Source organism: Nocardiopsis sp. NPDC058631 (genome assembly GCF_042716955.1).
Classification (GTDB): Bacteria; Actinomycetota; Actinomycetes; order Streptosporangiales; family Streptosporangiaceae; genus Nocardiopsis.
Genome location: NZ_JBHXQY010000104.1, coordinates 1 through 13,267 on the forward strand (window position 1 = coordinate 1; position 13,267 = coordinate 13,267).

Genomic DNA, 13,267 nt, shown 5'->3' on the forward strand with positions numbered 1-13,267 from the left:
GCGCGGGGCGCCGCGGCGCCGCGGCCCGCGCCCGTGCTCTGCTCAGAACCGCGCGTCGGGGTCGGCCGCGCCGTCGAGCAGCGCCCGGCGGAAGCCCTCCACCGCGGCGACCACGGTGGCCTCCTCGAACAGGTCGGTGCGGTACTGGACGGCACCGAACAGGTCCCCCGTGGGCGGGAGGCTGAGCGTCCACAGGGCGCCGTCGGGGACGTCGGAGCCCTGGGGCACCGACGTCAGCCGTTCCTGGATCTCGGTGAACTCCACTCCCCCGTGGACCTCGCCCTCCAGCACGTGGGGTGAGGGGAAGAGCTGGAAGACGACGGGGGCGGCGTCGTCGGCCGTCCCCGGTTCCATCAGCCCGGGGGCCTCGGCGAAGATCCGTACGGCCGGCATGTCACGGGTGTAGTCCTCACCGCAGGTCCTGCGGGTACGGCCCAGCACCTCCCGGAAGCTGGAGCAGCCCCCGATGTCGGTGCGCAGCGGCAGGAAGTTGAAGAAGGGGCCCACGGTGCGGTGGAACCTCGGGTCGGGGCGGCCCGGGGTGAACGTGGGGACGACGAGGTCGGTGGCGCCCGTCAGCCGGGACAGGTGCAGGCCGTAGGCGCTCAGCAGCACCATGAACGGCGTGCTGCGGCTCGTCCGCGCCAGGTCCAGGACGGGGCGAAAGGTCTCCGCGTCGATGCGGAAGCGGTGGACCGCGGTCCGGGGCGTGCGGCCCTCCGACCGCCGGTGGTCGGAGGGGGTCGCGGTGAGGCGTGCCCCGGACAGCCGCCGCCTCCAGTAGGCGGGTCCCGTCTCGTCGCCCTCCGCTCGGGCGCGCTCCTCCCACACGTGGTCGGTGTACTGGAGCACGTCCTCCGTCACGGGGGTGCTCGCCCCGAGGCGGACCGCGTAGCGTTCGGCCAGATCCCGGACGATGACCCGGACCGACCAGCCGTCCGTGGAGATGTGGTGCGCCAGCAGGACCAGGACGGCGTCGCGCTCGTCGAACCGGGCCAGGACGGCGCGCAGGTGCGGGACCTCGTCCGCGTCCTTGGTCCACGACTCGGCCTCGCTGACGAGTGCCTCGGCGGCAGCGGCCCGCTCGCCTCCGGTCACGGCGGAGAGGTCGCGTTCCTCCAGTCGGACCGGCCCCGCGGGGAGGACCCGCTGGTGGTAGTCGCCCTCGTCCCTGACGATCACGGTGCGCAGCGCCTCGTGGCGCTCCACCACGTCGTCCAGTGAGACCCTCAGCGCGGCCGTGTCCAGCGCCCCTCTCAGGCGCCATCCGTGGACGATGTGGTAGCGGGGACCGAAGGGTCCCTGCTCGTCGCCTCCGTCGAAGACGCTGACGAACTGCTGGTTGAAGGAGAGCGGGACACGTCCCCGCTCGCCTCGGACGTCGGTCGGTCGTTCGGAAACGGTCACTGTGCGTCCCCTTCTCGAAGGCGTGCGAAGCCGGCGCGGCCACGGGCCTTGGCGCCCCGGGCCGCGGCGCCCACGAACGCTAGCAACCGGCCCTGCCCCCGCACTTCTCCCCACTTGCCGCCTCACCGGCCACGACGCGCGTCCGGGCCCGTGGGGGGACGAAGGGCAATCGGGGAGACGTCGCGCCCCGGCACCGCCTGTGAAGCTGCTTCACGAGCTGGCACAGAGACTGAGGAGCGAGCACGATGACAGTCACCGAGAGGTCCGCAGGAGACGGCCGGGGAGCACCCGACGAGCCCGCTCCGACCCGACGGGAGGTGCTCGCCCGCGCCGAGGCCATGGTCCCGCGCCTGGTCGCCGCCCAGGCGGAGACCGAGCGGCTGACGCACTACTCGCAGGAGACGCACGAGGCCTTCACCGAGGCCGGCTTCTACCGCCTCCTGGTGCCGCGCCGGTTCGGGGGGCTGGAGATGGGCGTCCGCACGTTTCTGGACGTGTCGCGGACCCTGGCGCGGGCCTGCCCCTCCACGGGGTGGATGTTCTGCCTGGGCGCCACGCACGCGCTCGCGGTGGCCACGCTCTTCGGGGAGCGCGCCCAGTCGGAGATCCTCGCGGACGGGGACTTCGTCTGCCCGGCCACCATCGTCCCCGGAGGCGAGGCCCGCCGCCACCCCGACGGGGGCTGGGAGGTGGAGGGCACCTGGCGCTACTGTTCCGGCTCCCCCTACGCGACGCACTTCCTGGGCCATGCCCTCGTCCCAGGGGAGGGGGGCGCGCCGCCCTCCCCCCTGCTGTTCGTGGCGCCGCGCGACCAGTGGGAGCGACTCGACGACTGGGGCGGGCAGCTGGGCCTGCGCGGGAGCGGCTCGCACGGCGTCGCCATGCGGGGGGCGCGCGTCCCCGACCACTGGGCCCTGCCCGTCCACCTGAGCGAGGTGTCGGCCGCCGAGGACACACCCGGTCGGGCACTGCACGGCCCCCACTACGGCGGCGGCCCGCTGAGCTTCATGAACCTGGAGATCGCCGTGCTCGCCGTCGGCATGGCGCAGGGCGCCCTCGACGCCTACGGGGAGTCGATGTTGTCCCGGAACACCCTGCTGCCGCCCTTCGTCAAGAGGGCCGGGGACCCCGACTACCAGACCTGGTACGGCGAGGCCGCCGGGCTGATCGGCACGGCCGAGGCCGCGGCCAACGACGCCGTCCGCCAGTGGGAGGAGCTGTGCGAGGGGGGTGCCGCCTTCACACGGGAGGAGGACCTGCGACTCGCCGCGATGTGCCGCCAGATCATCCTGCTGTGCTGGCGTGCGGTCGAACGGTACCTGTTCCCGACCGTCGGATCGAGCGCGCTGCGCCACGGTGAGCGGATCGAGCGGGTCTGGCGGGACATGTCGACGCTCCACGGCCACACCGGTATCTCCGTGCTCCTGCCCACCCGCGCCATGCGCGACCTGGCTCGCGTGCGCTTCGGGACCGCGTGATGGGTAGGGGCGCGGCGCCCGAGGGGCCGCACGGACCGGGCTACGCGGCGACGACGGGCGTGTTCAACACGGCGCAGCCCGTGTGCCCCGACCACGCGGTGACCGCGCGGTCGGTGGAGGAGGTGCGCGCCGCGGTCAGATGGGCCGTCGCGGAGGGCGTACAGGTGCGGGCCCACACGACGGGGCACGCGTCGGGGTCCGGCCCGGGGATGGGGGGCTCACTGCTGGTGCGCCCCCTGATCGACGGCCGCGTCGAGGTCGACGCCCCGTCCCGCCGCGTCAGGGTGCCGGCGGGCAGGACGTGGGGGGAGGTCGTCGCCGCGTGCGCGCCGTACGGGCTGGTGGCGCCGCACGGCTCCTCCCCCACCGTCGGGGTGGTGGGCTACCTCCTGCGCGGCGGTCTGAGTTCGCACGGCAGACTCACCGGGATCGGCGCGAACAGTCTGAGCGCGGCCGAGGTGGTCACCGCCGAGGGGGAAGTGCGCCGCGTCGACGCGGACTCGGACCCCGAACTGCTGTGGGCGCTGCGCGGCGGAGGCGGGGGCCTGGGGGTCGTCACCTCCGTCGAGATCGACCTCGTCCCGGTGACCGAGGTGTTCACCGGTGCCGCTTTCTGGTCCGCGGCGGACGCCGACCGCCTGCTCCCCCTGTGGACGGAGTGGGCCCGGGAGGCACCCCGGGCGGTGACCACCTCCCTGCGGGTCATGCGTCTCCCCGACGCACCGGGCGTCCCAGCCGAGCTGCGGCGCGGCCCGGTGCTGTGCGTGGACGGGGCAGCCGTGCGCACCGGAGCCGCGGAGCCGGCCGCCGCGGCCACCGCCCAGACGCTGCTCGGCCCGCTGAGGGCGGCGGCCCGCCCCCTGGCGGACAGCTGGCGGGAGGCCGGTGCGGCGGACGTCCCGCTCTCCCACATGGACCCCGCCGACCCCCTGCCGTTGGTGAACGACCACATGCTGGTGCGGGAGACCGGGCAGGAGGGGACGGCCCTGTTCCTGGAGGCGGCACTGGACGGGGCGTCCGCTCCGATGGCCAACCTCGAACTCCGCCAGCTCGGCGGCGCACTCGCCTCGCCCCCGCGTCCGGGCGGGGTCCTGGACCGCCTCGACGCCGCCTACGCCTACCTGGCGGGCGCGGTCCCCGTGAACGGCGGGGCGGGGCTCGACGCCGCCCTCACGCGTATGCGGAACGTCCTGTCCCCGTGGGACACCGGACGATCCGCCCCGACCTTCTCCGGCGCGGCCTCCCGGGGCGCGCCGGCGCTCTCCGACGGGGACGCCCGGACCCTCGCCGCGATTCGTGGGCGCACGGACCCCTCCGGGCTGTTCCGCGGCGACGTGCACGCCGCCTGTACCTGACACGAAGGAGTTCCCATGCGATCCCGAACCACCGTGGCCATCGACCCCACGGGCGCCGACGTCTACGGCGAGGCCGAGCGGATCCGGGCCTCGGGCCCGGTCGCCCGGGTCGAACTCCCCGGAGGCGTCAGGGCCTGGTCCGTGACCGGCTACGAGGCGGCGCGGCGGGTGCTGGCCGACCCCCGCTTCTCCAAGGACCCGCGCAAGCACTGGACCGCCTTTGCCGAGGGGACGCTCGACCCGGCGTTCCCCCTGATCGGCTGGGCGCTGATGGAGAACCTGACGACCTCCCACGGCGAGGACCACACCCGCCTGCGGCGCCTGGTGACGGGGGCCTTCACCACCGGCAGGATGCGGGGGCTGCGTCCGGGCGTCGAGGCCGCCACGGCCCGGCTCCTGGACCGGCTGGAGGAGTGGGGGCCGGACAGGGCGGTGGACCTGAAGTCGCGGTTCGCGGAGCCCCTGGCCCTGCACGTGATCTGCGACCTGCTCGGCGTGCCCCAGACCATGCGCGAGGACCTTTTCGGCGGGGGGAAGGCCAACACCGACAGCACGCTGTCCTCCGAGGAGACCGCCGCGAGCATCGAGAGGGTCCACGCGATCGCCGACGACCTCATCGCGGCCAAACGGGAGGAACCCGGAGACGACCTGGTCAGCGACCTGGTACGCGCCAGGGACGGGGACGGTTCCCAGCTGGACGACAGCGAGTTGAAGGGGACGGTCCTCCTGCTCGTCTCCACCGGGACGGAACCCGTGAAGAACCTGCTCGCCAACACCCTGCGCGAGCTCCTCCTCCACCCCGGGCACCACGCGGCGGTCCTGAACGGCGGCCTGGCGCTCGCCGACGTCGTCGAGGAGACGCTCCGCTCCCAGGCGCCGGTCGCCCACCTGCCCTTCCGGTTCGCCACCGAGGACGTGGAGGTCGCGGGGGTCACCGTGCCGCGGGGTGAACCGGTCCTGATCCACTACGCCGCCGCGGGGCGTGACCCCTCGCTCCACGGACCGGACGCCGACCGGTTCGACCCGGACCGTGAGGACAAGCGCCACCTGGCCTTCGGTCACGGCGTCTACAGGTGCGTGGGCACTCCCCTGGCCCGCATGGAGGCGGACGTGGCCCTGTCCGCGCTCCTCCCGCGCTTCCCGGAGATGCGCCTGGCCGTGGCGCCCGGGGACCTGCGGGCCCAGAACACCTTCATCATGAACGCGCCCGACGCGCTGCCCGTGCTGCTCGGAGGCGCCGCCCCGCGTGCGTGACGCCGCCGGAACCGTGTCCGGGGGAGGCACCGCCTCCCCCGCGCGGGTCGGGCCGGAGATGCCCTCTCCGATTCCCTTCCACCGCTTCGACACGCTTGGTAGTGTTGCGCTCTCCGCACCACCCCCCGCCCCCGTGCCCCCAGGGGCTTCCTCCAGAAACGGCCGCCAGTGACGGAGAACCGTAGGAGCAACGTGCCGACCGAACGCGCGGGCGCCCGCGCCTGGCTGGGGCTCGCCGTGCTGGCGCTCCCCACGATCCTGGTATCCCTGGACATCGGAGTCCTCTTCCTCGCGCTGCCGCACCTCAGCGCCGCTCTGGGCGCCGACGGGACCCAGCAGTTGTGGATCACCGACATGTACGGCTTCACGCTGTCGGGCTTCCTCGTGCTCATGGGCGCCGTGGGCGACCGGGTCGGCCGCCGCCGCCTGCTCCTGGGCGGGGCCCTCCTCTTCGGCGCGGCCTCCCTGCTCGCCGCCTACGCGCCGGGTCCCGAGGCCCTGATCGCCGCGCGCGCGCTGCTCGGCGTCGCCGGTGCGGCGATGCTGCCCTCGACCCTGTCGCTGGTCCGCACGCTCTTCGAGGACCCCGGTCAGCGCGGCGTGGCCATCTCCATCTGGGTGAGCTGCATGATGACCGGTGCCGCCCTGGGGCCGGTCGTCGGCGGCGCGCTCCTCCAGCACTTCTGGTGGGGTTCGGTCTTCCTGCTCGCCGTGCCCGTGATGCTCGTCCTCCTGGTCGCGGCCCCCGTGCTGCTCCCCGAGTACCGGCGTCCCGGCACCGGCGGGGTGGACGCCGTCAGCGCCCTGCTGTCCCTGGGGACCGTCCTGCCCGTGGTCTACGGACTCAAGGAGTTCGCCGTGCACGGCACCGACTCCCCGTGGGTGCCCCTGGGCTCGGTGCTGGCGGGCGTGCTCGTCGGAGCCGTCTTCGTGCGCCGCCAACTGGTGGTCGACGACCCCCTCCTGGACCTGCGGCTGTTCTCCTCCAGGAGGTTCAGCGCGGCCCTCGTCTCCCTGCTCCTCGCCGGTGTGGTGCTGGCGGGAACCTTCCTCCTCGTCAGCCAGTACGTGCAGTCGGTGGCAGGCCTGACCCCCGCGCGGTCCGGGCTCTGGCTGGCCCCCGCGGGGGCCGCGGTGGCGATCGGGTCCCTGAGCGCCCCTCCGCTGGCCAGGCTGTGGAGCCAGCACGCCGTGGTGGCGGTCGGCCTCCTCCTGGGCGCCGTGGGGTTCGCCCTCGTCGCCACCGCGCCCGCCGAGGGCGGCGTGTTCCAGGCCGTGGCCGGCACGAGCCTGGCCCACCTCGGAGCGGGCCCCCTCCTGGCGTTGGGAGCGGCGGTGGTGGTCGGGTCCGCCCCGCCGGACAGGGCCGGTTCCGCCGCCGCCATGTCCGAGACCGCCAACCACTTCGGATCGGCGCTCGGCCTGGCCGCCATGGGGACGCTGGGCGCCGTGGTCTTCGGGGAACGGCTGTCCTCGACCCTGCCCGACGGCCTGTCGGCGGGAGCGGACGGTGTCGGCGAGACACTGCCCGGGGCGCTCGACACCGCTGCGTCGCTCACCGGCCGGACGGCCGACGATCTCGCCACGGCGGCCCAGGAGGCCTTCACCCTGGGCATGAACGCGGTCGCGCTGTCCGGCGTCGTGGTCTTCGTGGCCCTGGCGGCCCTGGGCTGGGCGGCCCTGCGCGAGCAGCGACCCGCGGACCCCGCCACCGCGGAGTCCGAGCCCGCCTGACGGGCCCCGCTCCGGTGCGCAAGAACGGAGCACAAGGGAGAACAAGGGACACGGCCACCCGCGCCTAGGGTCGCAGGAGCGCCGTCCCCGGATCTCAGTACGACTTCCGGACCCCGGTCGGCGCCGGCCCCCCCACGCGGGGGGCCGCCTCCACCGAGCCGAGAGCGTTGGAGAGATCCGATGACACCTGACACCGCGCACGGCCGCTTCTCCCATTGGGCCCGCGAGACACCCGACGCCGTGGCGGTGGTCTCCGCGGGGACACGGACGACCTACCGGGAACTGGACGCCGCCTCCGACCGACTCGCACACAGGCTCGTCGGGGAGGGGGTGGGTCCGGGCTCTCCGGTGGCCCTCCACATGGAGAGGTCGCCCGCGCTGTTCACCGCCGTCCTCGCCGTCATGAAGGCCGGGGCCTGCTACCTGCCCCTGCACGACGCCTACCCCGACGAACGGGTGGCCCGCATCCTCGAACTGGCGGGCGGCCCCGTGGTCCTGGCCGACGCCGCCTCGGCGGCGGCCAGACCGCTGTCCTTCGCGTCCCCGCTGGTCGTCGACGTTGGGGGAGGCGCGGACCTGGGGCGGCCGACGCCCCCCGACGTCCCCACGGACTCCCAGGCACCCGCCTACGTGATGTTCACGTCCGGCTCCTCGGGCCTGCCGAAGGGCGTCTGCGTCAGTCACGCCAACGTGCTCGACCTGGTGTCCGACCCCTGTTGGGACACGGGGCACCACGACCTCGTGCTGATGGTGGCGCCGCACGCCTTCAGTGTCTCCGCCTACGAGATGCTCGTCCCCCTCCTGAGGGGAGGGACGGTGGTGACGGCCCCGCCGGGCCCCGTCGGGGTATCCGACCTGGCGCGCCTGATCCGGGAGCACGGCATCACCGGACTGCATCTGACGGCCGGCCTGTTCCGCGTGGTGGCGGAGGAGGACCCGGGCTGCCTGGCCGGCGTCCGCGAGGTGCTGACCGGCGGGGACGCCGTGTCCGCCGACGCGGTCCGCCGGGTGATGACCGCCTGCCCCGACCTGGTCGTGCGCACGACCTACGGCGCCACCGAGACCACCCTCTTCACGGTCAGCGCCCCCGTGACCCGGCTTCCCGACCCCGGCGACCGTCTGCCCGTGGGGCGCCCGATGGCGGGCGTGGGAGCACGCGTCCTCGACGACGGCCTCCGGCCCGTGCCGGACGGAGAGACGGGCGAGCTCCACCTCAGCGGTCCCCGCCTGGCGTTGGGCTACCTGGGCCGGACCGAGCTGACGTCCGAACGGTTTTTCGCTCCCGCCGACGGTTCCGCGCCGCGGACCTACCGGACGGGCGACCTGGTCCGGCGGACCGCCGACGGCATGATCGAGGTCGTGGGCCGGGTGGACCAACAGGTGAAGATCCGCGGCTTCCGCGTCGAGCCCGGCGAGGTCGAGGCGGCCCTGTCCCGGATCCCGGAGGTCGCCCACGCCACCGTCGTACCGCAGGAGTTCCTGCCCGGGGACACCCGGCTGGCCGCCTACGTCGTGCCCGCCGCCGGACACGTGATCGACCTGGACGGGGCACGCTCCCTGCTCCGTCGCCTGGTGCCGGAGTACATGGTCCCGGCCGGGTTCGCGGTGATGGCCGCGCTCCCCCTCACCCCCAACGGCAAGGTGGACCGGTCCGCGCTGCCCCCTGTGACGGCCGACCGCGCGGGCGGCCGGCGGGGGCCGCGCACCGGCACCGAGCGGATGGTGTGCGGCCTGTTCTCCGACGTCCTGGGAGCGGAGGAGGTCGGTCCGCACGACGACTTCTTCGAGCTGGGCGGCCAGTCCCTGCTCGCCATGCGCCTGCTCAGCCGGTTGGAGGGCGAGACGGGCGTCGTCCTGGGAGTGACCGCGCTCCTGGACGCACCGACGGTCAGCGGCCTCGCGGCGGAGATCGACCGGCGCGCGGCGGGAGCGGGAGCGTGAGCGCCGCGGGGACGGACGCCGTCCGGTTCCTGGACTCCGAGGGCGTCTACCGGGACCATCCCGAACTGGGCACCGTGTTCGACGGGGAGGAGGTCCGAGGCCTGTACCGGGACATGGCGCTGGTCCGCCGCCTGGACACCGAGGCCCTGGCCCTCGCCCGCCAGGGAGAGCTGGCCGTGTGGACACCCCTTCGCGGGCAGGAGGCCGCGCAGGTCGGCTCGGCCCGCGCCCTGCGCCCCGGGGACATGGCGTTCCCCACCTACCGGGACCACGGCGTCGCGTGGTGCCGCGGGGTGCCCCCGGAGGACATGCTCGCGCACTTCCGGGGCGTCGCGCACTCGGGGTGGGACTCGGGGCGGTACCGGCTCCACCCCTACTCCGTGGTCGTGGGCAGCCACGCGCTCCACGCCGTCGGCTACGCGATGGGGGCGGTGCTCCAGGGGTCGACCGACGCCGCGGTCGCCTACCTCGGCGACGGCGCCATGAGCCAGGGCGACGTCAACGAGGCGTTCGTCTGGGCCGCGGCCCGCAGGGCGCCCGTGGTCTTCGTGTGCCAGAACAACCAGTGGGCGATCTCCGAGCCGGTGTCCCGGCAGTCCACCGTGCCGCTCGCCCGACGGGCGGAGGGCTTCGGCTTCCCGGGGGTCCGTGTGGACGGGAACGACGTGCTCGCCTGCCTGGCGGTGACGCGCGCCGCGCTGGAGAGGGCGCGCGCCGGGCACGGCCCGACGCTCGTGGAGGCCCACACCTACCGCATGGGGCCGCACACCTCCTCCGACGACCCCCGGCGCTACCGGCCGGCCGCGGAGGAGGAGGACTGGCTCCGGCGCGACCCCCTGTCGAGGCTGAGGACGCACCTCCTGCGGACGGACGCGGGCGCCCGCGGGTTCACGGAGTCCGTCGAGCGGGAGTGCGAGGAGCTGGCCGCGACCTTGCGGAGGCGGTGCCGCGCCCTGCCCGACCCCGGTGTGGAGGAGATCTGGGCGCACGCCTACGCGGACCCGCACCCGATCGCGGCGCAGGAGCGTGACTGGTTCACCGGGTACCTGGACTCGTTCGAGGAGGAGGCGCAGTGAGGGCGACGACGGTCCCGGGGGGCTCAGGTGCCACGACGTCCCTGTCCCGGGCTCTCAACACGGGTCTGCGGGAGGCCATGGCCGCCGATCCCTCGGTACTGGTCATGGGCGAGGACGTGGGCACGCTCGGCGGCGTCTTCCGGGTGACCGACGGGCTGATGGCCGAGTTCGGGCCGGACCGCGTCATGGACACGCCCCTGGGAGAGGCCGGGATCGTCGGCACCGCGATCGGTATGGCCCTGCGCGGACTGCGTCCGGTCTGCGAGATCCAGTTCGACGGCTTCGTCTTCCCCGCGTTCAACCAGATCACCACGCAGCTCGCCCACCTGGCCGCACGGAGCCGGGGGACGGTCCGGCTGCCCCTGGTCGTCCGTGTCCCCTTCGGCGGCGGAATCGGAGCGGCCGAGCACCACGGCGAGTCGCCGGAGGCCTACTTCACCCACACGCCCGGCCTGCGCGTCGTGGCCTGCTCCTCGCCGGCCGACGCGCACACGATGATCCGCCAGGCCGTCGCCTGCCCCGACCCGGTGGTGTTCTTCGAGCCCAAACAGCTCTACTGGGAGCGCGGCCCGGTCGACACCGACCTGGCATCGGCTCCCGCGATGGGCAGCGCCGCCGTCGTCCGCCGGGGCACGGACGCCACGCTCCTGGCCTACGGGCCGAGCGTGCGGACGTGCCTGGACGCGGCCGCGGCCGACGACCGCTCCCTGGAGGTCGTGGACCTGCGCTCGCTCAGCCCCCTCGACATGGAGACGGTGACGGCGTCGGTGCGCAGGACCGGGCGGTGCGTCGTGGTGCACGAGGCGCCGGTCTTCGGCGGGCACGGGGCGGAGGTCGCCGCGAGGGTGACGGAGCACTGCTTCGACGCCCTCCGCGCCCCGGTCCTGCGTGTGGGGGGCCTCTCGGCCCCCTACCCGCCCTCGCGCCTGGAGCACCACTACCTTCCCGATCTGGACCGCGTCCTGGACGCGGTGGACAGGACCTGGTGACGCGTATGGGACGGCGGTACTTCTCCCTGCCCGACGTGGGCGAGGGGCTCACGGAGGCGGAGGTCCTGGAGTGGCTGGTGGCCCCGGGCGACAGGGTGGCGGTGAACCAGCCGGTGGTGGAGGTCGAGACCGCCAAGTCGGCGGTGGAGCTGCCCTGCCCGTTCGCCGGGGTCGTGTCCGCCCTGCTCGTGGAGCAGGGCTCGGTGGTGGCGGTCGGGACCCCCCTGATCGCCGTGGACGAGGAGGGGGACGGGGACGGCGAGCCGTCCGACGACGCCCCGATGCTGGTGGGCCACGGATCACGGGAACGGCCCCCCGCCCGGAGGCGCCGGAGGAAGCCGCCCGGGGACGCCCCGGCCCCGCGGTGAACGGGTGCGGCGCGCCCCCGGGCGCGCCGCACCGCCGGGTCACGCTCCGCCGGGGTCCCCGCGCAGAAGCCGCTTGCCGGCCTCGCGGAGGTCGTCGAAGGAGCACAGGTCCGGGACGGTCCACCCCTGCTCGTCGTACTCGGCCATGCAGGTGTCGGCGAAGGCCTTGAACGCGTCCATGTCCCCTGAGGCGACCTGCGAGCGGAGCAGTTCGACCCGGGTGTTCTCGTGGTTGCCCGCGTAGTTGCGCTCGTAGAGCTCGTGCCGTCCGCCGAACTCGGTCCCCGTCGCGTCCCACAGGAGCTTCATCAGCTTCGTGCGCTCCACCGCGCCGACCCCGCCGGTCCCCCGGACGTAGCGGTCCAGGTAGGGGCGCACCTCGGGGGACAGCAGGTCCTCCACCCCCGAGCTGACGTACACGAGGGCGCTGGCGACGTCCTGCTGGATGATCTCGACCACACGCGGATAGCCGACCTGCATGAACCACCGGTAGGCCATGACGTAGCGGGGGTTGGGCAGGAGCGCGCCGTCGCGCCACTCCACGGGGTTGCGGGCGGCCGCGTCCGACAGGCCCCAGAAGAGGTCCTTCCAGGCGAGCACCTCGCCCAGGCGGCTCTGCACGCCGCGGAAGTCGTGGGTACCGGTCATCTCCAGGGCCTTGGCGAGGATGCCCGCGATGAACTCCAGCTTCACCGCGAGCCGGGTGCACCCGTGGAACGTGAACCGCTCCGTGAACCCCGAGTGTTCCGCGAACATCTGGACCTTGCCGACGTTCCCGTAGACGAACACGTTCTCCCAGGGGACGAGCACCTTGTCGAGCACCAGGATCGTGTCGTTCTCGTCCAGGCGCGAGGAGAGCGGGTGGTCGAAGGGGCTGCCGGTGACCGCGGAGACGGCCGTGTAGGAGGGGCGGCACAGCAGTTTCACGCCGGGGGCGTCCATCGGGATGGTCGCCACGAGCGCGAACTCGCGGCGCTTGACGGGCAGCCCGTAGTGCGCGACGAAGTTGTAGTGCGCGAGCGCGGAGCCCGTGGCCACCACCTTGGCGCCGCTGACGACGACGCCCGCGTCCGTCTCCTTCTCCACGTGCACGAACACGTCCGAGACATCGTCGGGTGAGCGGTTCCGGTCGACCGGGGGGTGGATGATGGCGTGGTTCCAGTACAGGACCTTCTCCTGGGACTCCTTGTACCACCGGCGCGCGTTGTCGTCGAAGGGCGCGTAGTAGTCGGCGTTGACCCCGAGCGTCCCGAGGAAGGACGCCTTGTAGTCGGGGCTGCGCCCCATCCACCCGTAGCTCAGCCTGGACCACGCGGCGATGGCCCGCTGGTCGGCGACGAGGTCGTCCACCGAGCGGGACGCCGTGAAGAACTTGTGGGTGAACCCTCCCGAACCCGTGTCCGTCGGTGCCACGAGGTCCTGGTTGGTCTCGGGATCGTGCAGCGCGTCGTACAGCCGCGCGGTCATCCGCACGGGGTTGTGGAACGCGGGGTGGGTCGTCACGTCCTTGACGCGTTCCCCGTAGAGGTACACCTCGCGGTCGTCCTTCAGGCTGTCGACGTACTCCCGGCCCGTCATCGGTCGGCTCATGCGCAAACCCTCCTCTTCTCACAGGGGGGCCCGGGGGGGGCGCGGACCCCCCCCGCCCCGGATGAACAGGAAACA

10 protein-coding genes are annotated in these 13,267 nt (G+C 73.8%); 8 read left to right on the plus strand and 2 right to left on the minus strand.

Annotated features, from left to right (window positions below; translation table 11 throughout):
- Nucleotides 1–42 precede the first annotated feature (42 nt).
- Nucleotides 43–1,407, minus strand: a complete 1,365-nt coding sequence (locus ACFWTE_RS25325) for a condensation domain-containing protein (RefSeq protein ID WP_378782398.1) — start codon at nucleotides 1,405–1,407, stop codon at nucleotides 43–45.
- 245 nt (nucleotides 1,408–1,652) lie between these two features.
- On the opposite strand from ACFWTE_RS25325, the gene ACFWTE_RS25330 reads away from it, so the two are divergent.
- The 8 genes from ACFWTE_RS25330 to ACFWTE_RS25365 all read left to right on the plus strand — a co-directional run bounded on the left by ACFWTE_RS25330 (nucleotide 1,653) and on the right by ACFWTE_RS25365 (nucleotide 11,602).
- Nucleotides 1,653–2,885 carry an acyl-CoA dehydrogenase family protein gene (locus ACFWTE_RS25330; protein WP_378782399.1) on the plus strand — a complete coding sequence of 411 codons (1,233 nt, stop codon included), beginning with the start codon at nucleotides 1,653–1,655 and terminating at the stop codon, nucleotides 2,883–2,885.
- A complete protein-coding gene (locus ACFWTE_RS25335; RefSeq protein WP_378782400.1) occupies nucleotides 2,885–4,240 on the plus strand; it encodes an FAD-dependent oxidoreductase in 1,356 nt (451 codons plus the stop codon). Before ACFWTE_RS25330 ends, ACFWTE_RS25335 begins: the two co-directional genes overlap by 1 nt.
- Before the next feature lie 15 nt (nucleotides 4,241–4,255).
- Nucleotides 4,256–5,494, plus strand: a complete 1,239-nt coding sequence (locus ACFWTE_RS25340; protein WP_378782401.1) for a cytochrome P450 — start codon at nucleotides 4,256–4,258, stop codon at nucleotides 5,492–5,494.
- Between the two features lie 192 nt (nucleotides 5,495–5,686).
- A complete protein-coding gene (locus ACFWTE_RS25345) occupies nucleotides 5,687–7,228 on the plus strand; it encodes an MFS transporter (protein ID WP_378782402.1) in 1,542 nt (513 codons plus the stop codon).
- 180 nt (nucleotides 7,229–7,408) lie between these two features.
- Nucleotides 7,409–9,169 (plus strand): amino acid adenylation domain-containing protein, encoded by a 1,761-nt coding sequence (locus tag ACFWTE_RS25350; RefSeq protein WP_378782403.1) that lies wholly within the window; start codon nucleotides 7,409–7,411, stop codon nucleotides 9,167–9,169.
- Nucleotides 9,166–10,245 carry a thiamine pyrophosphate-dependent dehydrogenase E1 component subunit alpha gene (locus ACFWTE_RS25355; protein WP_378782404.1) on the plus strand — a complete coding sequence of 360 codons (1,080 nt, stop codon included), beginning with the start codon at nucleotides 9,166–9,168 and terminating at the stop codon, nucleotides 10,243–10,245. Before ACFWTE_RS25350 ends, ACFWTE_RS25355 begins: the two co-directional genes overlap by 4 nt.
- The gene (locus ACFWTE_RS25360; RefSeq protein WP_378782405.1) at nucleotides 10,242–11,234 is read left to right on the plus strand and encodes an alpha-ketoacid dehydrogenase subunit beta; all 993 of its coding nucleotides are present in this window, start codon (nucleotides 10,242–10,244) and stop codon (nucleotides 11,232–11,234) included. Before ACFWTE_RS25355 ends, ACFWTE_RS25360 begins: the two co-directional genes overlap by 4 nt.
- 5 nt (nucleotides 11,235–11,239) lie before the next feature.
- Nucleotides 11,240–11,602, plus strand: a complete 363-nt coding sequence (locus tag ACFWTE_RS25365; RefSeq protein WP_378782418.1) for a biotin/lipoyl-containing protein — start codon at nucleotides 11,240–11,242, stop codon at nucleotides 11,600–11,602.
- A gap of 39 nt (nucleotides 11,603–11,641) precedes the next feature.
- Here ACFWTE_RS25365 and ACFWTE_RS25370 read toward each other — a convergent pair whose 3' ends face one another.
- The gene (locus tag ACFWTE_RS25370; RefSeq protein WP_378782406.1) at nucleotides 11,642–13,192 is read right to left on the minus strand and encodes a 4-hydroxyphenylacetate 3-hydroxylase N-terminal domain-containing protein; all 1,551 of its coding nucleotides are present in this window, start codon (nucleotides 13,190–13,192) and stop codon (nucleotides 11,642–11,644) included.
- Nucleotides 13,193–13,267 lie beyond the last annotated feature (75 nt).